This is a genomic window from Algoriphagus yeomjeoni, from assembly GCF_049821175.1.
Classification (GTDB): Bacteria; Bacteroidota; Bacteroidia; order Cytophagales; family Cyclobacteriaceae; genus Algoriphagus; species Algoriphagus yeomjeoni_A.
The window spans coordinates 4300726-4325004 of sequence record NZ_CP187512.1 but is presented as its reverse complement, the minus strand read 5'-3'; the positions used below and the strand labels follow the sequence as shown (position 1 = coordinate 4325004).

Here is a 24279-nt window from a genome sequence, read left to right as displayed (position 1 = left end):
GATCAAGGCAAAACTCTTTTCCAATGGGATAAGTGAAAAAGAATTATAATTTGCGAAAGCAGTGCTTTTAACCTAACCCAAAAAAGACCGTGAAGACTTACTATTTCCTTTTATTTCTTCTTCTGCTAAGTGCATTTAGCGTAAAGGCTCAAGACAGCTATGAAGACGGCCCTAACTCAGATGTCTATGAGACCATTCCAAAGGGAATTGTAACAAAACATTCCTGGGAAAGCACCATATTTCCAAACACCATCCGAGATTACTATGTCTACGTGCCAGCGCAATATGATGCCTCGGAGCCAGCTGCGTTGATGGTTTTTCAGGACGGGCATGCCTATGTCAATACAAAAGGAGATTTCAAAGTTCCTACCGTTTTTGACAATCTAATCGCGCAGGGGAAGATGCCAGTGACCATTGGGCTTTTTATCAATCCTGGCCAAGATAAGAATCTGCCAGAACCAGAAAGTCCTTATAGAGTCAGCAACAGAAGCTTGGAGTATGATGACATGTCCTCTACATATGGTGATTTCTTGCTGAATGAAATGATTCCAGAATTGAAGAAGAGTTTTAATATCTCTGACGATCCTAAAATGAGAGCCATTGCCGGACTTTCTTCCGGAGCCATTTGCGCGTTCAGCGCGGCTTGGTTTCATCCAGAATCTTTTCATAAAGTACTCAGTCACATTGGAAGTTTCACAGACATCCTTGGTGGACACAATTATCCACCGATGATTCGTAAGACAGATAAAAAGGACATCAAAGTGTTTATGCAAGACGGCTCATCAGATCTGAATAATCAATTTGGGAATTGGTGGCTAGCCAATCTGCAAATGGAGTCTGCGCTGAAATTCAAGGATTATGAATATGAGTTTGTTGGAGGTACGGGAGGGCATAATGGCAATCATGCAGGTTCGATTTTACCAGAATCTCTAGCTTGGCTCTGGAGTGATGTAGTGCCCGAAAGAGTCGCATCACAAGTATATTCTTTTCCATCTGGTAAAGCTGACACCGTCCTTATGAAAGGAGAAACTATGCATCTCGATGACATGGAATTTACAGTGAACTTTATCAAACCTGCGGCTAAAAAGACCTTTTTAAACGCCAAAAAAGAACAAATCTTGATCATCAAGGAAGGTGAGGTAAAAGCAACCTTGAACGGTAAGTCCAAAACTCTCGGAGCTAACAGCGTGGTAGTGATCATGCCTGGTGACAAAGCGGAATTTATAGCTAAATCTGAAGGCGCAGCATATTACCAGATGGCTTATACTTCGAAGGATTTTAATATGAAGCGGGGAAAAAAGGCAGGATCAGAAATCTTGGCTTACAGCGAACTCGAATATAAAACGCACGACCGTGGTGGAATTCGAAATTATTTCCACCGAGAAACTGCCATGTGCCCGTACTATGAAATGCACATGACAAATCTGAACCCAGGCATAAAAAGCCATGAACCGCATACCCACGTGGCCACAGAAATAGTAATCATGATAGAAGGTGAAACGGAGATGGAAATTGGTAACCAGAAATATCTTGGTAAAGCTGGAGATGTTTATTTCTTAGCCTCATCCGTTCCACATGCGATTCGAAATATGGGAAATAAACAGACTAGGTATCTGGCATTTCAGTGGAATTAAATTTAAAGGAATATGCTAAACGAAACCTCATAATTACACGGTGAAAAACCAACACTGAAGATCCAAACAGATACCTCAAAACCGAAATGCATATCCTATAAAAATGAATGGCCTAGGCCACAAACTGGCATCCCATTAAATTTTAGTACTTTACATACTTTCAATCCAGCCGTTTTCAAATACAAATGAAAAAAACCACCCGAATCTTATCTGCCTTTGTCACTTTTGTAGCTGTATTTTATTTTACATTTTGGATTTTCGGAGCTATTGTATCAATATTTTTCGATTCAGATCCTCCGAAATGGGCAATGGTAATTTCGAGTATTGCAAGTTTTATTACCGCAGGGTATCTAGCAAATCGTGTTTGGAAAAAACAGGGAAATAAGAAGCCTAGTCAAGGATCTTACATACTCGCTGGAGCTCTCGGGGTAGGCGTAGTAGGCTTCATACTAGGTTTTTTTGGCCCATTGATTTTGACCCCAGAAGCCAACCAAGGACCCTTACTTGGCATTCTTATTACCGGTCCAGCTGGTATTGCATTAGGTGCCATAGGAGGCTCCATTTATGGGGAAATAAAAAAGAGAAAGGCTAAAAAAGTTGTTAAAGCCAATCAAAATTGATTATTTCAAATTAAGCTTATGTAGTCCAGCATTTTCACTAAAGTGAAGCGAATTGACAAGTCCAAAATTAAGACAGATCAGGCCTTAGTTACCCTTATTGAATTTAATATCACCCCATCAAACTGAAAATAAAGTACATCACCAGCTTGAAATGTAAATTTCTGCCAATACGGATTTGAAAAATAGATCAAATACATACTTCAAGCCCCATTCACCCCAAATATTAAGCATTTGATTCTTTACAACTTAAGAATTTCACTTTAATCCACTACTCCTAATCGTGTGTGAAAATGAATAAGATTCAGGGCACTAACAATAACAAGAATTGAATTAAAAATCCTTTACTTGATGAAATGTACTTATTTAAATAACTAATGGAAGAGTATGTAATTTGTTCAAAACAAATTCACCTCGACAGATGTAGTTATAGCAAAACCCAAACTCTTTCAACAGAAAAAGAGATTCCACAGCAACATATACAAATGAAAAAATTAAAATTCGATAAAACTGGAAATGCTGAATTCTCCAAAACCTTACGGATGAGGGTTAATGATCACTTCAAAAATAACAACAAGAATATCTATGGAAATGCAAATATGGTCTTCAAGACTGTTATTATGCTGTCCGTTTTTATTGTCCCAATCATCATTATCTGCACAGGTGTAGTAGCTAATGCATACTTACTTTTTACACTATACATTACAAGCGGACTTGGGATGGCTGGAGTGGGCATGGGGGTTATGCATGATGCCATTCACGGTTCCTATTCCAAAAATCAGACTGTGAACAAGTATTTGGGATATACTATGAATCTCATAGGGGCCAACGCCAATGTTTGGAAGGTGCAGCACAATGTACTACATCATACTTATACCAATATTGATCATGCTGATGATGATATCAACGCCCCGTTTTTCTTAAGATTTTCCCCTAACGCTAAACTGTATTGGATCCACCGGTTTCAATACTTGTACATTTGGTTTTTTTATGGGCTCTCTACGATTTCTTGGATTACAACTAAGGATTTTGTCCGCGTCAACCGATACAAAGAAATGGGCTTTTTCAAAAAAGGAATAGAATTCAAAAAGGAGATCTTAAAAATTCTTGGGTGGAAAATATTCTATTATTCTTATGCGCTAGTGATTCCTCTACTTATGGTGCCTCTCCCAACTTATATAATCATTCTAGCATTTTTGAGTATGCATTTCGTCACGGGAATATGCATCAGTGCAGTGTTTCAGACGGCTCATATAGTCTCAGATGCATCCTTCCCACAGCCCGACGCTGAGGGTCAAATGGAGGGAGATTGGACAGTCCACCAGCTGGCTACTACCAGCAACTATGCACCGAAAAGTAGATTCTTTTCATGGCTTATAGGTGGGTTGAATTTTCAGGTTGAGCACCATTTATTTCCTAATATATCGCACGTTCACTATCGTGAGCTTTCAGTTATAGTTGCTGAAACAGCTCAGGAATTCAATGTACCATACTTGGTAAGAGACACGTTTATGGATGCTATTAGTGATCATATCGATATGTTGAGACAGTTAGGAAGAGCTTAGGGGATTTTCTGACGAAAAAGCACCTCTACTTAAAAGGACGAAATTTGTAACAAGGCACGAAGTAGCTTAACTTATTTGGCTAAACCCTGTAGCCATGACAGCTTTTACTATTCTCCTTTTATTGCTCACTTTTTTTTCAGGTCCAAAAGAAAAAGAAGCCCCAAAAGCTTCTCAGCCAAATATCCTGTTTCTGATAGCAGATGACTGGTCATATCCGCATGCTGGCATCTATGGTGATCCTGTGGTCAGAACACCGACTTTTGACAGATTGGCTGCTGAAGGAGCAGTATTTACCAATGCCTATACTGCATCCCCTTCTTGCTCCCCGTCCCGGGCAGCCGTACTGCTGGGAAGGTATCCGCACCAAAATGGCGATGGAGGAAATCTCTGGTCGGAATTCCCCAATACCCATCCTACGTATGTCCAGCTACTGGAACAAGCTGGATATTTCACAGGCTCCACTAGAAAAGGCTGGGGTCCTGGAGATTTTCAAGCAACTGGCTTCACGAATAATCCTGCCGGAAAACCCTATGAAGATTTCAAAGCTTTTCTAGACGAAAGACCAAAAGGCTCACCTTTTACATTTTGGTTTGGGAGCACAGATCCGCATCGGGAATATGACACAAACACGGGAATCCAAACCGGGATGAAATTGGAAGATGTTGTCGTTCCTGGTTTTTTCCCAGACAATGACTGCGTGCGAAATGACATCCTTGATTACTACTTTGAGATCGAGCGCTTTGATCGAGAGTCTGGACAACTGATCCAAATGCTGGAGGAAATGGGAGAACTCGACAATACCATCATCGTGATGACCAGCGACAATGGCATGCCTTTCCCTAGAGCCAAAGCCAATCTCTATGACTACGGTACACGTATGCCGCTTGCAATCCGCTGGCCCGAAAAAATCAACCCAGGAACCGTAATCGATGATTTTGTGAATTTTGTAGACTTTGCACCGAGCTTTGTAGAAGCTGCTGGATTAACTCAAAACTCCATGTCAGGACAATCCCTTTGGCAGTTAATAGCTGGAAAAAAGCAAAACAGAGATCAGGTGTATTTGGAACGGGAGCGTCATGCAAATGTGCGTAAGGGCGACCTCTCCTACCCTATGCGGGCTGTCAGAGATCACCAATACCTTTACATCCGAAACATGATGCCCGAGCGAAATCCTGCCGGAGATCCCACCGTTCATCAATCCGTGGGACAATATGGGGACGTGGACAATTCCATCACCAAGTATCTGATCATGAGCATGGAGGGAAAAACTCAGGCAGGAAAGCCTGACTATTTCAGTTTAGCTTTTGACAAAAGACCTTCCGAAGAACTTTATGACGTAGTGGTAGATCCTTATCAGCTAAACAACTTAGCCGGGGATAAAACCTATGCAACTGTCAAAGAGGAAATGAGAAAAAAGCTTCAAAGTTGGATGGAAGAAACGGGAGACCTGAGAGCAAGCGAACCCCGCTCTTTGTATTGGGATGAAGTACGGTACACGCCTACTTACCAGTTGAAAGATTTTGATTACAAGCAAGGCATAGAAAATTATCAGATTAAGCCACCATTTGGCAAGTTTGCCAAAGAAGGAATTCCGTGTTTATAAAGTAAATCAATTCATCGGAGCGAATTTTCATGGATTTCACCTATTCAAACCAGAATAAAAAGTCACCCAAAAAATGAGATTAAACCAAAAAACGGCCATCATAACCGGTGCTACAAGTGGCATGGGAAAAGCCATGGCCGAACGATTCGTCAGTGAAGGAGCCTCCGTGATTTTGAGCGGACGAGATGAGAATCGAGGCAAGGATTTAGAAAGAAACCTCACTCAAAAAGGCGGAAAGGCATTTTTTGTAGCGGGGGACATTTCTCATATATCAGTAAATGAAGCACTCGTTAAAGCGGCTATTCATAATTTCGGAAAACTGGATATTGTAGTAACCAATGCAGGAAAATTAGGATTAGGATCAGTAACGAACATTTCGGTTGAAAAGTGGAATGAAACGATATGTACCAACCTGAATTCCGTGTTTTACCTGAGCCGATTTGCGATTCCTGAGATGCAGAAAAATGGAAAGGGAGTCATCCTTGCGAATAGTTCGATTGCGGCTTTCAAAAGTTTTCCCAACCATGCAGCTTATTGTGCGAGCAAAGCTGCTCTAGTGGCTTTGGTAAAAGAGATGGCTTTAGATTATGGTCCAACCATCCGTGTAAATACAATTTGTCCCGGCCCAGTTAATACGCCCATGATCTGGGATTCAGCCAAAGCATTTGCTGAGCCTGACACCATCGTGCAGCAAACCGCCAATAACACGTTGATGAAGCGACTTGGAGAACCAGAAGATATTGCTTCGCTGGCCTTGTTTCTGGTTTCCGATGAAGCCTCATGGATAACAGGTTCGGCTTACACCATTGATGGCGGAATTTTGGTGAAGTAGGCTCGATAATTCTATTGGCGGATAAAAAAGCCTAGGGTCTCTGCTCGGAATTTGCAACCCCGAGCAGCGACAGCGGCATAACTTCCACTACTTCAACACCATCGCCCCCTCGCTTGGCTCATAGCCGATTCGATGAGCTAGCACATAGAGTGAATCCCCAGCATTCATTTCAAAAGGAACTTGATAAACTGACCACACATCAGTTGCAGTATTTTTGAAGCCAATCGAAGCACCTTCTGTTGCCGATGAAAGTGACACTTTACCATCTTCAAATTTCACCTCAACAGGCTCTGTGGATGGTGGCTGATCTGCTCCTCCCCACCATTGGCTTACCATTTCCATTTCTGGAACTGCAGCCATATCTCCATAGTTTTCTATCCATTTCAAATGAGCATCACGAAGCTCAGTGAGCTTATCCGCATAGTCAGGATTACCAACTAGGTTGTTGAATTCATAAGGATCTGACTGGGTGTCATACAACTCTTCTTCAGGTTTGGACTCATCAAACCATCTCTCCTGATTTTCATCCAACTTGCCATCTTCATGCAATTCCAGCAAATGAACCATCAGCGGATTGCTTAATCTATAGGCTATTTTCTGATAGTTTGGCTTTTCAGGCATGTAGTTCTTGATGTACTTAAATCGGCCATCACTTACTGCACGCACTCGATCTACTTCAGAATCCATTCTATCACGAGCAGCATAGATATACTTTCTTGGCTCTGATTTTTGCTCTCCCAAGAACGCTTGGCCTTGCATATTATCAGGTATTTTCACTCCTGCCAAAGAAAGAACCGTAGGGCCAAAATCCACAAAACTCACCAGTTGATCGTCCACTGTTCCAGGCTTGATGAAAGGTGCTTTTATAAATAGTGGAACTCTCAAACCTCGATCATATAATTCTCGCTTATAATATGGCATACCGTCCCCATGATCTGAATAGTAAAAAATGATCGTATTCTCATACAGTCCATCGTCCTTTAGCTGCTGGAGGAGTTCACCCACTTGAGTATCGAAGCGCATAATATTTGTGATAAATCGAGCCAAAGTCCTACGGGTAATCGAATCGTCAGGATAAACCGGAGGCACGGTCACGTCTGCTGGATCAACAAGCAGATTCTCATTTTCCCTTGCCCACACTTGGGATTCATGGGTAGTGGTAAAATTAAATATTGAGAAGAAGGGTTGGTCAGGATCCTTACGGTTTCTCCAATGCGCTTTATTACTACTTTCATCCCACATGGTGCCCGGCGCCTCGAATTGAAAATCCTCTTTTACATTATTACTTGTGTAATATCCAGCCATGCGCAGGAATTCTGGATAGCCACGCATCCCCTCCGGAATTACTGCAGAATAAGGCTTATGATCCGGCGGATAATTTGCCCCGGGAGCTGAAGAAAACGATAGCGTGCGCATATGCATCGCTCCTATAGAAGTCTGATACGCACCTGTGATCAGCGCTGCACGACTTGGAGCGCAGACTCCAGCAGTAGAAAAGGCATTGGTGAAAATCACTCCAGACTTGGCTAAAGAATCCAAAACGGGTGTTTTACCTCCTGTGCCTCCATATACTCCCAAGTGTTCTGGAGACATGTCTTCATTTACAATCCAAAGGATATTAGGACGTGTTGGATATGTGATTTCCGCAGGTTCTTGTATCTCCTTTTGACAGGAATAAAAGAAAAATGCAAGAAGACAAATGGCAAGTATATGCTTCATAGGTCAGTGGGTTTAAGCAATTCAAGATATTCCATTTACCCTAGAAATTAAAACTTTATGATCATGCCTTGAAAACAAAGCTTTAGAACATTTTACATTTCTGCCGTTGATAGTAAAGTTCTTTGGAATCAGTTTCAGCTTTGGTACCTTATTGAAAAATCAACCAGTTTTGCAATCGCTCATATCTTATCCATGAAAACTGATTTTATATGTACTATCCCAGTGCTACCATCTCAAAACATAAATAGAGACTTGGATTGGTATTATCAGAATTTTGGTTTTGTTAAGACCTTCGGGGATCATATGTATGCTGGCATGCGACTGGAAGGAATTGAGCTACATTTACAATGGCATGCTGACACTCCTGATGACCCACTTTTGGGAGGTTCGGTAGTTCGCATATTTGTCAAAAATATCGAGCCCTATTTTGAATCCCTAGTAATCAAAGGAGTAGTAACATGCGATAAACTTCGCAAAAACACCCCTTGGGGCACACATGAATTTGGTCTCTATGATTTGAATAACAATGCGATTTTCATCGTCGAAGACATTGTATCCTCAGCAGAAAAAACCTCTTAAATACACGGATCTGCTTCCTATTAAGATAGGATTTAACCTATTTTGATGGATGAAACAACAACTGGGACAGATCGCGATTTTGGTCAGAGATTATGATGAGGCAATTGAATATTACACAAACGTTTTAGGATTTGAGCTGCTTGAAGACACACATCTCAGCGATGTGAAGCGCTGGGTTCGTGTAGCGCCTCCGGGCTCTTCTTGTCATTTACTGCTAGCCAAAGCCGCTGATGAATTGCAGAGAAATCAAGTCGGGTTTCAATCTGGAGGCAGAGTTTTCCTATTTTTATATACCGACAATTTCTACAGAGACTATCATAACTATACATCAAAAGGGGTAGAATTCATCCGAGAGCCTTCTGAAGAGGCATTTGGCACTGTTTCGGTTTTCAAAGATTTGTATGGTAATCTTTGGGATTTTATTGAGAGGAAATGAAAAAGCTGGATGACGGATGACCGAAATAGGTAACCCTAAGAAGTTGGCCAAAACCTGACGGCTGTTATCTTACTTTCAAATCATCACCGAGATATATTAAACAATTCTTAATTTTAAACTCATCTATTTTACATTCCCAATTTGGAAAATCAACCCAACAACCCACTTCACGGCATCAAGCTTGCAGAAATCGTCGAGCATCTAGTTGAATTCTATGGCTGGGAAGAACTCGGAGAGCGAATAAACATTCGCTGCTTCACGCATGATCCTTCAGTCAATTCCAGTTTGAAATTTCTCCGGAAAACACCCTGGGCTAGAGAACGGGTGGAAGGGTTGTATCTGAAGTCTTTGCGAGATGCGAAGAAAAAGTGAGTTTTATTCTCGCAGCGGCGCGGCGACGCAGCGAAAATAAAGTTTGTCATGAATGTACTCGTCTGATGAATTTCTCAAGATCTGTCAAAATTGATCGTTGAATTGCATTTGTACTCTCTGCGATCCCGATAGCCTTCGGGACTCCGTGTTCTTAGCGGTTCAGATAATCAAGACCTTCGAGGTTTTCTAAACCTCAAAGGTTAAAAAAAGCCCGAAGAAATCTCCGGGCTTTTCGTTTTATGGTCTGTGGTTGTTATACGTAGTTATTCAACATCACCGGCATTACCAGCATTAGGATGTCTTCGTTTTCGTCCTGCTCAGCTGGAAGAATCAACCCTGCACGGTTAGGAGCAGAGAACTTCAAGCTAACTTCTTTGCAAGAAAGGTTATTCAACATTTCCACCAAAAACTTCGCGTTGAATCCGATTTCGATATCTTCTCCATCATGCTCACAAGAAAGTCTCTCGTTCGCTTCGTTTGAGAAATCCAGATCTTCAGCTGAGATCATCAATTCGCTACCAGTCAATTTCAATCTCACCTGATGCGTAGTTTTATTCGCATAGATTGCAATTCTTCTCAATGAGCTTAACAATTCTGAACGGTCAATAGTCATCACGTTCGGGTTTTCCGCAGGTATTACATTTTCGTAATCAGGGAAACGCTCATCGATCAGACGACAAATCATCTTGATGTTATTGAAGTTGAAATAAGCATTCGACTGATTGAACTCTACAGTTACAGGAAGATTCTCTGAAGGCAAAGTTGACTTTAACAAGTTCAGCGCCTTACGTGGAATAATCAATGTAGCTGCTTCCTGGGAAGCGATATCAACTCTTCTATATCTAACTAATCTATGTCCGTCAGTTGCTACGAAAGTTGTATTAGTTGGGCTTAGATTGATGTAAACACCAGTCATCGCAGGACGAAGTTCATCTGAGCTAGTGGCAAAGATGGTATTGGAAACAGCTGAAGAAAGCACCTCAGTGGACATGTCCACAGAAGTAGCGTTGCTTACAGTTGGAATCTTTGGAAAGTCAGTTGCATTCTCACCTGCCAATCTATATCGACCATTATCAGAACTGATTTCAACTGCGTAAGTATCATGATCAATACTAAATGTCACTGGCTGCTCAGGAAGGTTCTTCAACGTCTCAATCAAAATCTTGGCTGGCACCGCGATATTCCCATCTTCTTTTGCCTCCACGTTGATCTCTGTGATCATCGATGTCTGCAAATCAGATGCAGTTATGGTCAATAGACTCTCTTTGATCTCAAAAAGAAAATTCTCCAAAATTGGCACTACAGGATTGGTAGTGACCACACCATTGATAGCCGAAAGCTGCTTTAATAAGGCAGATGAGGAAACAATAAATTTCATATGATTATAATTTGTCTTTTGAAGGCCATATGTCCGCCCGGCTTACGTCAGTCGGACGGAGAATCTCGCATGCATCATAATCATCCCAATGTGAGAAGCTTAATAATGCTCGATTTCATATCGTAGGGCTTATTTGATTTTTACTTTTGAATGGGAGTAAATTTATAAATAAATTCTAATTCGAACCGTCGTATAAATGATTCTCTGAAAAATTAATGGTTTAGATCCTGATTTTCTTACCTAGTTTACTCTCCGGCTGTATTTATTCTTTCGAATCCACCAGACAATCCCTCCAAAAATCAACAATACAATCACAGGAGCCAGCACATTCAAACCTTGCCAAAACGCCTTTTCCTGAGCGATCTTAGCCTTATTCAATGGGCGAATCTGAAACGTGCGGGTGCGAGAAGCAATAATCCCTTCTGGATCCGAGAGATATTGAGCTAAGTTTTTCAGAAAAAGCTTATTAGCAAAAGTCGTCTGGCTAAATGGATCTTCTCCCAACGCCAACGGAGTACCATCTTCGAGATTAGTCAGAGCTTGGAAAACATCTCCATCTCCTATCACGACCACCTTTCCTTCACCACTTTCTTTAAAAGCTTCTTTTGCAAAGCCTTCCGGCAAAAATCGGTTTTTATACAAAGAGCTGAATTCTCCTTCTAATAGATAAGCAAGGGGTAGATTCTTTAGTCCAAACTGCTTCACATCAGGCTCTTGCTCCATATCTGAAAAGGCAACGCGAGTTGGCGCAGGCAAAATTCTAGAAAAATCAGAGCTGAAAATCAAGGGAGTTTTATGTACCCCATCCGCTTTTACAGTATCGAGACTGCTAGCAAATCGAAATTCAACAACGTCCAAACCTTTAGTAATTGCATGCTCCTGCATTCTGCCAGCCAAAATATGAAAAGGCCAAGGCAAAGAAACCATCTGAGGTTGACCACCAAAATCACCTCCCATCACGGGGATGTAACCAAAACTCAAATCCTGAATCAAATCCTTATTTACCCGAATTCCATAGCGGAAAAGAAGCTGATCCAACCCCAGATCAACCGGCATCGCAAGAGTACCATCTCCACCAGCATTTTCAATATCTACAGCCACGCCATCAAGCAAGACCACTAGATTGCCTCCACTCATTACATATTGATCCAACAAGTAAATCTCTCGTTCGGTGTATGCTTCTTTTGGTCCTTGGATAAAAATCATCTTAAAGCCAGCCAAATCAGCTGGGGTATTGGCCTGCTCAAGTGGCACTTTGAATAATTCAAAATCTCCATCTAAGGCTTCGACCATACCATATCCTTCATCCGAACTCATTTCTCCATGGCCCATTATCATCGCTATAGAGGAGGATTCGGGTGAAGTTAACTTGCGAATCGCATTACTTAGCTCAAACTCCAGATTTTCGATGGATTGATTTAGGATTTGATCGGGACTCATTCCTCTTTCTCCTTTGAGAATTAGTGCGCCAGTTTCATATTCTTGATTGCTAACTAGTATCCCTGGAAAAATGAGCTGAGTCTGCAAGCCAGTGGCCTGATTGACAGAAAGATTCACCGGATTTATCGCATATTCGGTGAGGGAAAGCACAAACTCCTCTTGCTTATCAGCTTCTATACTCAGGGGATCAAAATAAGAATACGTGATTTTTTCAGGACTGTAGGCATTGAAAGTCCTTACAGTTTCTTCAATGGATTTCTGCAATCTCCTCATACCTCCAGGGAGATTTTCTCCAACCAAAAGAATATCTACATGAAGTGGCTCAGAGACTTGTGAAAGCACTTCTTCAGTAGCCGGATGCAAGGAATAGCGTTTTTCCTCAGTCAAATCAATCCTGAAATTCAGGAATTGCGCAAGCAAAGCAAAGAGAAAAATCCCTCCAAAAAAGAGTAACCACGGCTTTGCGGTATGTACAGCAGAATTTTTCATTTATTTCTCAAAACCAAAACTGCCCCGCCCAAAAACAACCAAATCATACCAAAGAGAAAGAATAAATCAGTGGAATCAATGACTCCCCTACTCAAATTGATATAATGAAAACTCAAGCTAAAATCAGATGCCCAATAGGAAAAGTCTCCGAGTTGCATATCTGCCAATGCCGAGAATCCGAAGTATAAAACAAAACACAAAAAGACCCCGAGAACGAAAGCCACAACTTGCTGGGAAGTGAGCGAACTTGCAAAGAGACCGACTGCCGCGAATACAGCCCCGATCAAAATTAATCCTATCCAAGAACCGAAAAAGCCAGCCTGATCTAAATTTCCCATTGGATCACCCAACTGGATAATGCTATAGAAGTAAAGTAAAGTTGGTAATAGCGCCACTAGCACCAGGCACAGCAGAGCGAAGTATTTGGCTAAAATAACCTGCACCAAAGAAAGTGGAGAAGTCCTCAAAAGCTCCCAAGTGCCAGTCTTGCGTTCCTCCGCAATAGCCCGCATAGATAAAGCAGGAACCAGAAAAGTAAACACATAAGGCGTATAGCTGAATAGTGCTTCCAGATCTGCAAAACCATAATCCAGCACGCTTGTCTCTGGAAAAACCCAGACAATCAACCCTAACGCAATCAGGAACAACGATAGAACCAAATAGCCTAACAGGCTACCAAAGAAGGAATTGAATTCTTTTAGGAGAAGGCTTTTCATCTAGTGATCTCGCGAAAAATTTGTTCCAGATTTTTTTTGCTTTGATTCAAACTGATCAGATTCAAGGAGCGTGCCTGCACAATATTCATTACAGCTTTTCTACCTAAAGTAGCATCTTGACATGAAATCATCACCTCCGAAGTCCCTTTAGAACCAAAAGTCACAGGGCCAATATTCTCAAACCATTCCAACTGCAGTACTTCTTCAGTCTCTAGAATGAGTTGAACCTCATTTACTCCAGATTTCAAATTGCTAAGTGAATCTGATGCGAGTATTTTACCTTTATTTATAATAACTACATCATGGCAAATAGCTTCCACTTCCTGCATAATATGCGTAGAAAGTATGAGTGTCTTTTCCTTAGCCACTTCTTGAATCAAACTCCTTATTTCCACCAGTTGATTTGGATCGAGCCCAGTAGTCGGTTCGTCCAAAATAATCACCTGCGGATCATGGATTAAAGCTCGCGCAAGTCCTACGCGCTGTCTATAACCTTTAGAAAGTTGTCCGATTTTCTTGTGTTGCTCTGGCTCTAGGCCAGTTCGATTTAGCATTTCCTTGGCTCTGGACTTCAATGCTTGCCCAGACATCCCATATAAGCCTCCTGAGAATTCTAGAAATTCCCGTACGTACATATCCAGGTAAAGCGGATTATGCTCAGGCAGGTAGCCAATGAGCTTGCTAACTTCCTTTGGGGAATTGATTGCATCCTTGCCCATCACGGTTACTCCACCGGAATTAGCAGAAATGTAACCGGTAATCACCTTCATGGTAGTTGATTTACCGGCACCGTTTGGACCTAAAAACCCAAGGATCCTTCCCGGTGTTGCCGAAAATGACACTTCATCAAGTGCTTTCTGAGTTCCGTAAAGTTTGGTCAGCTGGGATACTTCTAGTGACATGTAGCTTTTTTAGTCAGTCAAAAGTAATGAAAAAATGTAGTTTCCCTTAGTTGAGATGAATTAGGAAGTCAGCGTTTAGAAGGAAGCTTACTCCTTGTGACTAATCTTAAAACAAAAAAGCATGAATTTCAAATACATGATCTCGTGTATTTGAAATACAAGCTTTTACAAGTGATTTATTCGCAGAGACTTAATGAAACAAAATACTCAAAATCCTACTTTAAGATTTAATTCTACCCTCCCAATTTCTCCAGTAATAGATCAATCTTCGTAATCCCCACATATTCTGCTACAAGCTGCTTGTCTGCATCGTAGCAATAGATGGAAGGAACACTCCTAATTTGCAAGAAACTTGCAACCTCCATATTCGAGTCTAGAAGGAAATGAACATTGCTTTTTTCTTTGATTCCCAACCCTGTTGCAAAATCAATCATTTCATCCAAAGGCTGAACCGTCGTTAGAATAATACTATAATCTTTGAACTCCTCAATTCTTTTTGAAAGCTCCCCAAGTTCTTCCTGGCATAGGTGACAAGTAGAATTGAAGTATATAAAAAGTGTTGGCTTATCGCCAGCTACCTCGTGTATCGAGGTTGCTTTACCATTTATATCATTCAAAGTAAAATCAGGTAATTCACTAGGTGCTGAAACCGGAGCCGCTGTGGCAGGAGTCCCTATTTGAGATAAATATCCCATGTAAGTAGCACCTCCTAAAAGGACTACGAGAAGAATAATCAGATTTGTTTTTTTCATCAGTTAAAAGATTACTTTCAAAATAAACACATAACTCTCTTAAAACAAGGTTGGAATTACCCAAAAGGTCAAATTATGTTTTCTGTGTTTGTAAATAATATAAGTTGAAACACTATTGAAGGCAGATCATTAGCCTGCTGATTGTATCTCAGTGACCTCTTTTATTTCTTACCCTTTGGTCTAAGCGGTCTGCATTCCACATCCGCCACAAAGTAGTTCGGATGAGTTTCCAGTGTTTGTACCATTGTGGTAGCGACATCGATCGGTCTCATCATATTTTCATGGGCATCCACTCCCTGTATTTCATCAAAGAAATTGGTCTGAATAGAGCCTGGATAAATAGTAGAAACTTTAATCCCGAAATCTCTTAGCTCCATATATAAAGAATGAGAAATCCCTCGAACGGCATGCTTAGTACCTACATATCCGGCAAATTTATTCACACCATTCAATCCTGCTATAGATGCAACATTCAATATATGTCCTTCATCGGCAGCCTTCATACCCGGGATCAAACGCTTAGTGGTGTAGAAAATCCCATGAACGTTGGTATCAAACATTGCCTTCCAGTCTTCAGAGGAAAAAGTCTCGGTATCTCCTGCTACGCCAAATCCAGCATTATTAACCAAAATCCGGATATCCTTCCCTAGCTTCCCAACGGTGGCCTGAAAAGCACTTTCAACCGATTCTTCTTTAGATACATCACAGGAGAAAAAGTGGAAATTTTCATGCTGAAAATCAGGCGAATTTCTTCCCCAGCCAGCAACGATGGTTCCTTTTACAAGCAGTAATTTCACTAACTCCAGCCCTATTCCTTTACTCACGCCAGTTACTACCGCGATTTGATTATTGAGTTGCATAGATTCTTATTAAATGATTGTTCTATACAAAGTCAATTCAGATGAAATAGTTCTTTCTAAGATGACTTTTCAGCATTTGGCTGGGAAAAAGCTTGAGCATTAAGACATTTTTCTAAATTTGATAAATACCAATACATAGCACCAACCATGAAATACCTTTTACACTCACTGTTTTTTGTGTCAATGTTCGTAGGAACAGAAACGCTTTTGGCACAAACAGCACTCCGCTCAACTATCGACACAAAAGCAAACGCAATTGAAGCCAAAGTGATCGAGTGGCGCAGGGATATTCACATGCATCCTGAGCTGGGAAATCAGGAGTTTCGTACCGCAAAGAAAATAGCAGACCATCTTCGCTCTCTTGGAATTGAGGTGACTGAAAATGTTGCTGTAACTGGAGTAGTTGGTGTGTTGAAAGGAGGAAAGCCTGGACCTACAGTCGCGCTTCGGGCAGATATGGATGGGCTCCCAGTTACCGAACGCAATGATTTGCTTTTTAAATCTGTAAATACAGCAACTTACAATGGTCAGGAAACCGGAGTAATGCATGCCTGTGGTCATGATTCTCACGTCGCCATTCTGATGGGTGTGGCAGAAGTGTTGGCCAGCATGAAAGATGAGCTGGAAGGGAATGTGAAATTCCTATTCCAGCCAGCAGAAGAAGGTGTCTATGATGTAGATATTGCCGGAGCAGAACTGATGGTTAAAGAAGGCGTGATGGACGATGTGGACGCGGTTTTCGGTTTGCATATCAATTCGCAAACAGAAGTTGGAAAGATAGGCTACAGATCCGGACCGATCATGGCGGCGGTGGATAATCTAGAAATTACCGTAAAAGGAGTACAGGCTCATGGTGCCTATCCTTGGTCAAGTGTGGATCCAATCGTAACCAGCTCACAAATTATTATGGGACTTCAGACCATTCTTTCCAGAAGTGTAAATGTAACCCAGAATCCAGCAGTAGTCACAATCGGAGCGATCCACGGCGGTATTCGTCATAATATTATCCCAGAGGAAGTCAAATTGATAGGTACCGTAAGAACATTTGGAGACGAGCAGCAAAAGCTGGTACATAAGCGCATCAATGAGATTGTCATAAATATTGCTGAAAGCGCTGGGGCTACCGTTGACCTGAAGCTTGAAAAACTATATCCTTCTACAGTTAACAATCCTGATTTGACAAAGGAAATGCTTCCATCATTGGAAGCGGCTGCAGGAGCAGAGAATTTAATTTATTTGAACCCGGTGACAGGTGCAGAAGACTTTAGCTTTTTCCAGAGAGAAAAACCAGGTGTTTTTATCTTTTTAGGAGGAATGAAAAAAGGTGGTGATCCATTGACAACACCTTCTCATCATACGCCTGGATTCTATATCGACGAAGGTGGATTTGTGCTAGGAATGCGAACCTTGAGTTATTTCGTTGTGGATTACATGGAAAAGAATAAATGAGTAGAATAATAGCTCATGACTATGAAATCAACTCTAGCCATACTTTTAATTGTAATATTTTCTATTCTTGCCTTAATTCATTTTTACTGGGCAAGTGGAGGGGTTTGGGGATTTGAAAGTGTCTTACCTACAAATGAACAAGGGCAGCAAATGCTGAGTCCGCAGACATTTGACAGCATAATTGTGGGGTCTGGACTAACTCTATTCGCAGCATTTTACTGGATAACCTTCATTTCGGCAAATCGCAAATTACCGTTTTGGGTTAGAATATTTGGGCTTTGGGCTGTCCCACTAATTTTTGGGTTGAGAGCTTTGGGTGATTTCAAATACATTGGCTTTTTCAAGCAAATTAAATCAACAGAATTTGCGAAAACAGACACCTTATTCTTTTCTCCTTTGTGTTTAATTATCGCGATAGTAGGATTAATATTACTGTATAAAAGCCTGCAAATTTCAAGAAAAACCAGTTCTATTTGAGCTGGTTTTTCTTTTATAGGAAATCGTAGTATAGGTCAAAATAGCGGAGGCACTTTAAATGCTCCATCATCGTATTTTTCGAAGATGAAGTTCTCATCAGACATTTTTTTATAGGCAGAAATCTTCCCAGCAGTGTCATTAGTAATGAAAGCATTTAACAATTCCTTGAAAGAAGGTAAACTCAGCGCTTGCTGCAGTCCATGACCGTCTTTGAGCAGCAGCAAAGTGCTATTAGAATAATACTCTGCAAGTACATCATAAGATTTGGAGTAAATCAATTGATCAAAGGCTCCTCCGATCAAGGTCATTTTCCCCTCAAATTCCAGTAACCGATCGTAGTTGGTCCCATAGAAATCAAAGTTGCTACTTTGATAAGCATTCCAAAGCGGGCTACTCATTTTTTTCATTACTTCTAGACTCAGGTTGCTCTTATTCAGAGAATCCTGAAATCCTGAGAGAGCTATTGCATGTTCAAATAATCTCACCATTAAAGGGAAGTTGCTTGCGGTATCCTGATTTGTAGCTAGCCCAGTCAATACATCCTGAAAAGTCAAAAAATCGTTCAGGTTATCTTTGGATAAGGATTTCCTGCCTTTTTTCTCTCTATTGAAATTTGCATAATAACTGAAATCAACCTGCTGCTCACCACTGAGTTTCAAATCTGAGAACGACAATCCTGAGGAGGGAAAACTCAAGTTTTTCTGAATATCAAAAACCAAAGGATTGACGCTGATCATTCTACTTACATGCTGAGGATATAAGGATAGATAATGCTGTAAAACCATGGCAGCCGAGGAATACCCCAACAAAACCACCTGCTCATCCCCAAGTAATTCCTGCCTGATAACTTCGATATCACGAGCCACCTGATCCTGATTGTAAAGCTTATATGCTAATTCATAATCCGGCCTGCCAGAAAGCAACAATCCTCTTTTTAGCTCCTCGCTATCCTTTCTCCCTTTTATCAAAACAAAATTGCTAGACTCAGGAAAATCCAGCAATTCATAAAAAGGCAAATAAAGGTCATCGAAAGCATCTTCCAAAAGAAACACAGTTTCCCGTGCTGCATCAAACTCATTTAAGCATGTAACTTGAATTTCGATTTTCCTTGAATCGGGCAATAGGTGGTTGTAGGGAACCAAAAACGACTGTGCCTGAAGGGAAGCACTGACAAAAACAAAAAATAAAACTAATCTCACATCTCAAATTTTATCATAGTAAATAAAACTTCAAGCAGATGGAGATTAGTTTTAGCTAAAATTAACCTTAAGCAGGTATAACCTATTTCCCTTTATTCTTCTGATGCTTAGTCTTCAGCTGATTTCTATTGGTCTTGGCTTTCGAGTTTTTATTACCGCGCTTTTTTTCCTTCTCTTGAGCTTCTAGATGCGGATTTGGCTTTTTAAGCTCCTTTTTCTCATGAAATGCTCCCTTGTAGTCAGGATTATCCCGCTGAAGTAAACGATCCAGTTCACGCGCATACGCTTGTTTCTCCTCATAAGGAGTTGCCGTGATGTCCACTTCAGTAGGAATTTCCGCTTCCTCCACCTTCATTCGTATGATTTCCTCGATCTTCTCAAAGTGGTATTGCTCAGCAGGGTTCACGAAACTGATTGCTTTACCTTCATTGGTAGCACGGCCAGTTCTACCGATTCTGTGCACATAATCCTCATAGATCAACGGCACATCAAAATTCACTACGTGAGAAACCATCGTCACATCCAACCCTCGAGAAGCAACATCCGTTGCCACCAGGATCCGAACATCTCCTCCTTTGAAATCTTCAATAGAATTGATTCTGGTATTCTGGCCCTTATTTGCATGGATCACGCGCACTTCTCCATAACTTCTATGACTTAAAAAGGCAAAAACCTCTTCTGCATTTCGTCTGGACCGAGTAAAAATGATCGCTCTGTTGATTTCTTCATTCTTAAACAAATGAGCCAGAAGGCTCAACTTGGTTTTAATATTAGGTACCAAATATTTCACCTGGCCGATAGTCTCAGCCGTGGTTGCCTGAGGAGTGACTTCTACTCTTTCTGGAAATTCTAAAAACTCAGCAGCGAATCTGTCAATACGCTCACCGAAAGTTGCAGAGAAAAGCAAGTTCTGTCTTTTCCTTGGGATGATTTCCAAAATCGATCTTATTTGAGGCATAAAGCCCATATCCATCATTTTGTCAGCCTCATCCAGCACCAAAGTTTTGATTTCCTTGGTCAGGATTTTTCCTTTTCTATAGATATCCAGAAATCTCCCTGGAGTAGAAACGATGATATCTACACCTTTCTCAATTGTTTCTATCTGAGTTTTTGGTCCCAAACCTCCATAAAGCGAAACCATTCTCAAGTCCGTGTTGGCTGACATTTGAACTACCACTTCTTCGATCTGCATTACCAACTCACGCGTTGGAGCCAAAATAACTGCTCTAGCATGATCGCCTTGTGCATATTTCACCTTCATGAGAACCGGCAACACGTAGGCTGCGGTCTTGCCAGTGCCTGTCTGAGCAATTCCCAAAACATCATGTCCTGCAAGAGCAAGGGGAATAGCTTTTTCCTGAATAGGTGTAGGATGAACATAGCCGGCATCCGCCACTGCATTTAATAGCTGTCGATTTAGCTTAAATGCTTCAAATGTTGAGGCCTCATTGCTCATGATTCGTTAATTTTGGTTGAAATAGTAAAATCCAAAAAGGAGTAAAGATGAAAAGTATTCTGATCACCGGTGCAAATATAGTCAATGAAGGCCGGATAAGTCCGGGAGATGTGTTTATAGAAAATGGAAGAATCTCAAAACTGGGAGATGACCTCAGTGCCGAGCAAGCTGATATACATATTGATGCCACCGGAAAGCATCTTTTCCCAGGTCTAATCGACGATCAGGTTCACTTCAGAGAGCCTGGACTAACGCACAAAGCGGAGATCTATACCGAAGCAAAAGCCGGAGTTGCTGGAGGTACCACTTCCTACATGGAGATGCCAAACACTATCCCACAAGCCACTACGGTAGAATTGCTGGAGCAGAAATACTCCAGAGCTGCCGAAGTTTCTTTGGCGAACTATTCCTTTTTCATGGGAGCGACAAATAATAATCTGGATGAGATTATGAAAGTTGACTTCGAAAAAGTGTGTGGATTAAAAATTTTCCAAGGCTCCTCCACAGGAAATATGGTGGTGGACAATATTGAATCCCTAGAAGGAATATTTAAAGAATGTAAAGCCATTATCGCAATCCACAGCGAAAACGACGACATCATCAAAGCGAATTTCGATGAGTTTAAATCCATCTACGGCGATGACATCCCTGTCAAATTCCACCCAAAAATCAGATCTGAGGAAGCTTGCTATGATGCTTCCAGCCGGGCAGTAGCGATGGCAAAAAAACACGGAACGCGCCTTCATATTTTACATGTCAGTACCGCAAAGGAATTGGAGCTTTTTACAAATACCATTCCTTTGGAACAGAAAAAAGTGACCGCTGAAGCCTGTATCCACCACATGTGGTTTGCTGAGGAGGATTATGAGACTAAAGGAAATCTCATCAAATGGAACCCAGCAATAAAAAAAGCTAAAGACAGGGAGGCTATTTTTAATGCAATGCTAGATGGAACCATTGATGTGGTGGCTACGGATCACGCTCCTCATACCATTGAAGAAAAAGCTCAGGTGTACACAAAGGCACCATCAGGTGGACCACTGAACCAACATAGCTTGGTAGCCATGCTGGATTTCTATCATCAAGGTAAAATCAGTCTTGAAAATATCGCTTTGAAAATGTGTCATAATGTCGCTACCCTATTCCATATTAAAGAAAGAGGATTTATCAGGGAAGGATACTATGCTGATTTAGTACTGGTAGACTTAAATAATCCCTGGAAAGTTGAAAAAGAAAATATTTTATCCAAGTGTGGCTGGTCGCCATTTGAGGGCCATACCTTTCAGTCAAAAGTCACGCATACAGTCGTTTCTGGACATTTAGCGTACGAAAACGGTACATTCCATGAAGACAAGAAAGGCGAGCGTCTTAGATTTATGGGAAAATTTTAACCTGACTCTTGCAAAGAGAATGGCGAATTATTACTTTTGCAGACCGTTTGGAAGAAACCAGTCCAAATGTTTAAATGGTGATTGTAGCTCAGCTGGTTAGAGCGCTGGTTTGTGGATCCAGAGGTCGCCGGTTCGAACCCGGTCTTTCACCCAAAAGCCCCTCATTTTGAGGGGCTTTTTTTTAGTAATAGAATTTCCGTTGGCATAGCATTTGATAAATCCTGCCAGAACTAAACCAACTTCAGATGTTCACTTTGTTCAAAACTTCGCCAAAATTTCCTCAGGTAAAACCCATCAATATCAGAATGGCAAAAAGCTACTTGATGAAATTTGAAGAATCGCTTAGAAATTTCGAAGAAATTCAAAAAGAAGCGATTCATTCCTGATTATTTCAACAAAAACAGAAGGTTATGGAAACATAGCCTTTATTTTTTTGCATTTCATTTTTCTTGTCGGATCAAAACTCTATTTTTAACAACATAGAATTTTTCCCACATGAGTTATATCCATTTCGATAAAACACAACTAATCAATCTGAACTATTCTCTCGAAAGAGAGATCATCAGATCCAACCGTTCCGGTGCATATACCAGTACATCAATTATTTGCTGTAACACCCGTAAATACCACGGACTACTTGTAGTACCTCAACCAAAAATTGATACACAAAGCCATGTAATGCTGTCCACCCTTCATGAAACGGTAATTCAGCATGGTGCCAGTTTCAACTTAGGCATCAGCAAATTTCCAGGGAATTATTCTCCTAGAGGACATAAATACCTAGAAGATTTTGACTCAGAACCTATCCCTAAATTAACCTACCGTGTAGGGGGTGTACTTTTGCAAAAGGAATTGATCTTGGATACCAACCGTGATCGCCTTATGATTAGGTACACTTTGTTAGATGCGCATTCTCCTACTAAAATACGCATTCAGCCATTCTTGGCTTTTAGAGGATATCATGATCTTTGTAAGGCAAACACCTTTATAAACAAAAAGTATAAAAAAGCTGCTAATGGAGCAATTTTCCATCTTTACGATAAGTACGACCCACTTTATTTACAGGTATCTAAGAAGGTAGAATTTGTACCAGCTCCAGATTGGTATTACAATGTTGAATACATCTTAGAGCGTGAGCGAGGATATGATTATCAAGAAGACCTATATGTACCAGGGTATTTTGAATTTGAAATAGAAAAAGGAGAATCTGTTATATTCTCAGCAGGATTGACAGAGGCGGATCCAAAAACCCGTCAAAATGCCTTTGAGAAAGAAATCGCAAGAAGAATTCCAAGAAGCAATTTTGTGAACTGCCTAAAGAATTCAGCTGGTCAATTTTTGAGACAACGTGACGGAGATACAAGAGTCATTGCCGGGTACCCATGGTTTGGCTGGTGGGGTAGAGATACTTTCGTAGCAGCTCCAGGCCTTACACTTACAATTGGCGATTCAAAAACTTTTCTAGATATCATGGACACCATGTCCCGAGATCTTAAAGGAGCGATTTTCCCTAATGTAGGAAGTGGTGTCACCACAAATATGAATTCTATAGATGCACCACTTTGGTACTTCTGGGCATTACAGCAATACATCAAGTATACTGGAGATAGTAAGACAATTAAGGATCGCTACTTAGGTAAAATGAAAGGGATTATTGAGGGATACCTTAATGGTACAGAATTCAATATCCACGTTTTGGAAAATGGTTTAGTATATGGTGGCGAGGAAGGAAAGGCACTTACCTGGATGGATGCAGTTACCCCAGATGGGCCTGTGACACCTAGAATGGGATGTCCAGTAGAAATTCAAGCACTTTGGTATAATGCACTATGTTTCTACCATGAATTAACTGGTGATGAGGACATAGCAAGTCATGCTGCGAAAATCAGTAATACTTTTGAAAAGGAGTTTTGGTCTGAGGAACATGGGTATCTGGCAGATTATATTGATGGAGAAGAGAAGGACTGGTCGATTCGTCCAAACATGATTTTCGCTACTTCCTTACCTTATGTGATGCTTAGCGATGAAAAATGTGACCAAGTACTGGAAACAGCAAAAGCAAAGCTACTAACCACAAGAGGGATGCGGTCACTTTCGCCTGACGACCCAGCCTACAAAGGTTATTACTTTGGTGATCAGATCAGCAGAGATGAGGCTTATCACAATGGTACTGTTTGGGTTTGGCCTTTAGGTCATTTTGTGGAAGGGTATATTCGACTCCATGGTAAATCAGGAGCGAATTTTATCCAAAAAATCGTAAAAGGTTTTGATGGAGTAATGACACAATATGGAGTGGGTGCAGTAGCAGAAATATACGATGGAGATCCGCCGCATCGCCCGAAAGGAGCGATCTCCCAGGCATGGAGCGTATCAGAATTGCTTAGAATGATGGATTTGGTCAAAAAGATATAAA

General features: G+C 41.0%; 21 protein-coding genes and 1 tRNA gene. 13 read left to right on the top strand and 9 right to left on the bottom strand.

Going from position 1 to position 24279, the window contains the following annotated elements; genetic code table 11:
- Positions 1-89 precede the first annotated feature (89 nt).
- From ACPUEN_RS17755 to ACPUEN_RS17735, 5 genes are all read left to right on the top strand, one after another.
- Complete coding sequence (locus tag ACPUEN_RS17755) at positions 90-1634, top strand: cupin domain-containing protein (RefSeq protein ID WP_425637298.1); 1545 nt, start codon at positions 90-92, stop codon at positions 1632-1634.
- Positions 1635-1819: 185 nt separating this feature from the next.
- A complete protein-coding gene (locus ACPUEN_RS17750; RefSeq protein WP_425637296.1) occupies positions 1820-2254 on the top strand; it encodes a hypothetical protein in 435 nt (144 codons plus the stop codon).
- Between the two features lie 482 nt (positions 2255-2736).
- Positions 2737-3816 (top strand): fatty acid desaturase family protein, encoded by a 1080-nt coding sequence (locus ACPUEN_RS17745; protein WP_425637295.1) that lies wholly within the window; start codon positions 2737-2739, stop codon positions 3814-3816.
- Between the two features lie 94 nt (positions 3817-3910).
- Complete coding sequence (locus tag ACPUEN_RS17740; protein WP_425637293.1) at positions 3911-5419, top strand: sulfatase family protein; 1509 nt, start codon at positions 3911-3913, stop codon at positions 5417-5419.
- A 73-nt stretch (positions 5420-5492) separates the two neighbouring features.
- On the top strand, positions 5493-6251 hold the full coding sequence (locus tag ACPUEN_RS17735) for an SDR family NAD(P)-dependent oxidoreductase (protein WP_425637291.1): 759 nt from the start codon (positions 5493-5495) through the stop codon (positions 6249-6251).
- 87 nt (positions 6252-6338) lie between these two features.
- On the opposite strand, the gene ACPUEN_RS17730 is transcribed toward ACPUEN_RS17735, so the two are convergent.
- Positions 6339-7970 (bottom strand): sulfatase family protein, encoded by a 1632-nt coding sequence (locus ACPUEN_RS17730; RefSeq protein WP_425637289.1) that lies wholly within the window; start codon positions 7968-7970, stop codon positions 6339-6341.
- Positions 7971-8162: 192 nt separating this feature from the next.
- On the opposite strand from ACPUEN_RS17730, the gene ACPUEN_RS17725 reads away from it, so the two are divergent.
- The 3 genes from ACPUEN_RS17725 to ACPUEN_RS17715 all read left to right on the top strand — a co-directional run bounded on the left by ACPUEN_RS17725 (position 8163) and on the right by ACPUEN_RS17715 (position 9357).
- Positions 8163-8549, top strand: a complete 387-nt coding sequence (locus ACPUEN_RS17725; protein ID WP_425637288.1) for a glyoxalase/bleomycin resistance/extradiol dioxygenase family protein — start codon at positions 8163-8165, stop codon at positions 8547-8549.
- Positions 8550-8598: 49 nt separating this feature from the next.
- Complete coding sequence (locus ACPUEN_RS17720) at positions 8599-8985, top strand: VOC family protein (protein ID WP_425637287.1); 387 nt, start codon at positions 8599-8601, stop codon at positions 8983-8985.
- A gap of 141 nt (positions 8986-9126) precedes the next feature.
- Positions 9127-9357, top strand: a complete 231-nt coding sequence (locus ACPUEN_RS17715) for a VF530 family DNA-binding protein (RefSeq protein WP_425637285.1) — start codon at positions 9127-9129, stop codon at positions 9355-9357.
- Between the two features lie 253 nt (positions 9358-9610).
- Here the strand turns inward: ACPUEN_RS17715 and dnaN are convergent, their stop codons facing one another.
- From dnaN to ACPUEN_RS17685, 6 genes are all read right to left on the bottom strand, one after another.
- Positions 9611-10735 carry a DNA polymerase III subunit beta gene (gene dnaN, locus ACPUEN_RS17710; RefSeq protein WP_111611400.1) on the bottom strand — a complete coding sequence of 375 codons (1125 nt, stop codon included), beginning with the start codon at positions 10733-10735 and terminating at the stop codon, positions 9611-9613.
- Positions 10736-10975: 240 nt separating this feature from the next.
- Positions 10976-12664, bottom strand: coding sequence for a gliding motility-associated ABC transporter substrate-binding protein GldG (gene gldG, locus ACPUEN_RS17705; RefSeq protein ID WP_425637284.1), 1689 nt, complete (start codon positions 12662-12664; stop codon positions 10976-10978).
- Entirely contained in the window at positions 12661-13380 is a 720-nt protein-coding gene (gene gldF / locus ACPUEN_RS17700; RefSeq protein ID WP_425637282.1) for a gliding motility-associated ABC transporter permease subunit GldF, read from the bottom strand. Before gldF ends, gldG begins: the two co-directional genes overlap by 4 nt.
- Complete coding sequence (gene gldA, locus ACPUEN_RS17695) at positions 13377-14282, bottom strand: gliding motility-associated ABC transporter ATP-binding subunit GldA (RefSeq protein WP_425637281.1); 906 nt, start codon at positions 14280-14282, stop codon at positions 13377-13379. Before gldA ends, gldF begins: the two co-directional genes overlap by 4 nt.
- Before the next feature lie 233 nt (positions 14283-14515).
- Complete coding sequence (locus ACPUEN_RS17690; RefSeq protein WP_425637279.1) at positions 14516-15034, bottom strand: peroxiredoxin family protein; 519 nt, start codon at positions 15032-15034, stop codon at positions 14516-14518.
- A 161-nt stretch (positions 15035-15195) separates the two neighbouring features.
- On the bottom strand, positions 15196-15894 hold the full coding sequence (locus tag ACPUEN_RS17685; RefSeq protein WP_425637277.1) for an SDR family oxidoreductase: 699 nt from the start codon (positions 15892-15894) through the stop codon (positions 15196-15198).
- A gap of 147 nt (positions 15895-16041) precedes the next feature.
- Between ACPUEN_RS17685 and ACPUEN_RS17680 the strand changes: the two genes are divergently transcribed.
- Together ACPUEN_RS17680 and ACPUEN_RS17675 are read left to right on the top strand one after the other, a co-directional pair.
- Positions 16042-17343, top strand: coding sequence for an amidohydrolase (locus ACPUEN_RS17680; RefSeq protein ID WP_425637275.1), 1302 nt, complete (start codon positions 16042-16044; stop codon positions 17341-17343).
- Between the two features lie 21 nt (positions 17344-17364).
- Entirely contained in the window at positions 17365-17820 is a 456-nt protein-coding gene (locus ACPUEN_RS17675; protein WP_425637274.1) for a DUF3995 domain-containing protein, read from the top strand.
- A gap of 35 nt (positions 17821-17855) precedes the next feature.
- On the opposite strand, the gene ACPUEN_RS17670 is transcribed toward ACPUEN_RS17675, so the two are convergent.
- Both ACPUEN_RS17670 and ACPUEN_RS17665 read right to left on the bottom strand, forming a co-directional pair.
- Positions 17856-19019: an alpha/beta fold hydrolase gene (locus ACPUEN_RS17670; protein ID WP_425637273.1), complete on the bottom strand. Its 1164-nt coding sequence runs from the start codon at positions 19017-19019 to the stop codon at positions 17856-17858.
- Between the two features lie 82 nt (positions 19020-19101).
- Complete coding sequence (locus ACPUEN_RS17665) at positions 19102-20475, bottom strand: DEAD/DEAH box helicase (RefSeq protein WP_425637272.1); 1374 nt, start codon at positions 20473-20475, stop codon at positions 19102-19104.
- 47 nt (positions 20476-20522) lie between these two features.
- Here ACPUEN_RS17665 and ACPUEN_RS17660 point away from each other — a divergent pair, with 47 nt between their 5' ends.
- From ACPUEN_RS17660 to ACPUEN_RS17650, 3 genes are all read left to right on the top strand, one after another.
- Positions 20523-21866, top strand: coding sequence for a dihydroorotase (locus ACPUEN_RS17660; protein WP_425637271.1), 1344 nt, complete (start codon positions 20523-20525; stop codon positions 21864-21866).
- Positions 21867-21942: 76 nt separating this feature from the next.
- Positions 21943-22018 (top strand) — tRNA-His (locus tag ACPUEN_RS17655).
- A gap of 343 nt (positions 22019-22361) precedes the next feature.
- Positions 22362-24278 (top strand): amylo-alpha-1,6-glucosidase, encoded by a 1917-nt coding sequence (locus ACPUEN_RS17650; protein ID WP_425637270.1) that lies wholly within the window; start codon positions 22362-22364, stop codon positions 24276-24278.
- The last annotated feature ends 1 nt before the right edge of the window (position 24279 follow it).

What these genes read in the sequence shown, in the direction of transcription:
- ACPUEN_RS17750 (WP_425637296.1), top strand. Translation starts at nt 1,820, where the DNA reads ATGAAAAAAACCACCCGAATCTTATCTGCCTTTGTCACTTTTGTAGCT.
- ACPUEN_RS17745 (WP_425637295.1), top strand. Translation starts at nt 2,737, where the DNA reads ATGAAAAAATTAAAATTCGATAAAACTGGAAATGCTGAATTCTCCAAA.
- ACPUEN_RS17740 (WP_425637293.1), top strand. Translation starts at nt 3,911, where the DNA reads ATGACAGCTTTTACTATTCTCCTTTTATTGCTCACTTTTTTTTCAGGT.
- ACPUEN_RS17735 (WP_425637291.1), top strand. Translation starts at nt 5,493, where the DNA reads ATGAGATTAAACCAAAAAACGGCCATCATAACCGGTGCTACAAGTGGC.
- ACPUEN_RS17730 (WP_425637289.1), bottom strand. Translation starts at nt 7,970, where the DNA reads ATGAAGCATATACTTGCCATTTGTCTTCTTGCATTTTTCTTTTATTCC.
- ACPUEN_RS17725 (WP_425637288.1), top strand. Translation starts at nt 8,163, where the DNA reads ATGAAAACTGATTTTATATGTACTATCCCAGTGCTACCATCTCAAAAC.
- ACPUEN_RS17720 (WP_425637287.1), top strand. Translation starts at nt 8,599, where the DNA reads ATGAAACAACAACTGGGACAGATCGCGATTTTGGTCAGAGATTATGAT.
- dnaN (WP_111611400.1), bottom strand. Translation starts at nt 10,735, where the DNA reads ATGAAATTTATTGTTTCCTCATCTGCCTTATTAAAGCAGCTTTCGGCT.
- gldG (WP_425637284.1), bottom strand. Translation starts at nt 12,664, where the DNA reads ATGAAAAATTCTGCTGTACATACCGCAAAGCCGTGGTTACTCTTTTTT.
- gldF (WP_425637282.1), bottom strand. Translation starts at nt 13,380, where the DNA reads ATGAAAAGCCTTCTCCTAAAAGAATTCAATTCCTTCTTTGGTAGCCTG.
- gldA (WP_425637281.1), bottom strand. Translation starts at nt 14,282, where the DNA reads ATGTCACTAGAAGTATCCCAGCTGACCAAACTTTACGGAACTCAGAAA.
- ACPUEN_RS17690 (WP_425637279.1), bottom strand. Translation starts at nt 15,034, where the DNA reads ATGAAAAAAACAAATCTGATTATTCTTCTCGTAGTCCTTTTAGGAGGT.
- ACPUEN_RS17685 (WP_425637277.1), bottom strand. Translation starts at nt 15,894, where the DNA reads ATGCAACTCAATAATCAAATCGCGGTAGTAACTGGCGTGAGTAAAGGA.
- ACPUEN_RS17680 (WP_425637275.1), top strand. Translation starts at nt 16,042, where the DNA reads ATGAAATACCTTTTACACTCACTGTTTTTTGTGTCAATGTTCGTAGGA.
- ACPUEN_RS17675 (WP_425637274.1), top strand. Translation starts at nt 17,365, where the DNA reads ATGAAATCAACTCTAGCCATACTTTTAATTGTAATATTTTCTATTCTT.
- ACPUEN_RS17665 (WP_425637272.1), bottom strand. Translation starts at nt 20,475, where the DNA reads ATGAGCAATGAGGCCTCAACATTTGAAGCATTTAAGCTAAATCGACAG.
- ACPUEN_RS17660 (WP_425637271.1), top strand. Translation starts at nt 20,523, where the DNA reads ATGAAAAGTATTCTGATCACCGGTGCAAATATAGTCAATGAAGGCCGG.
- ACPUEN_RS17650 (WP_425637270.1), top strand. Translation starts at nt 22,362, where the DNA reads ATGAGTTATATCCATTTCGATAAAACACAACTAATCAATCTGAACTAT.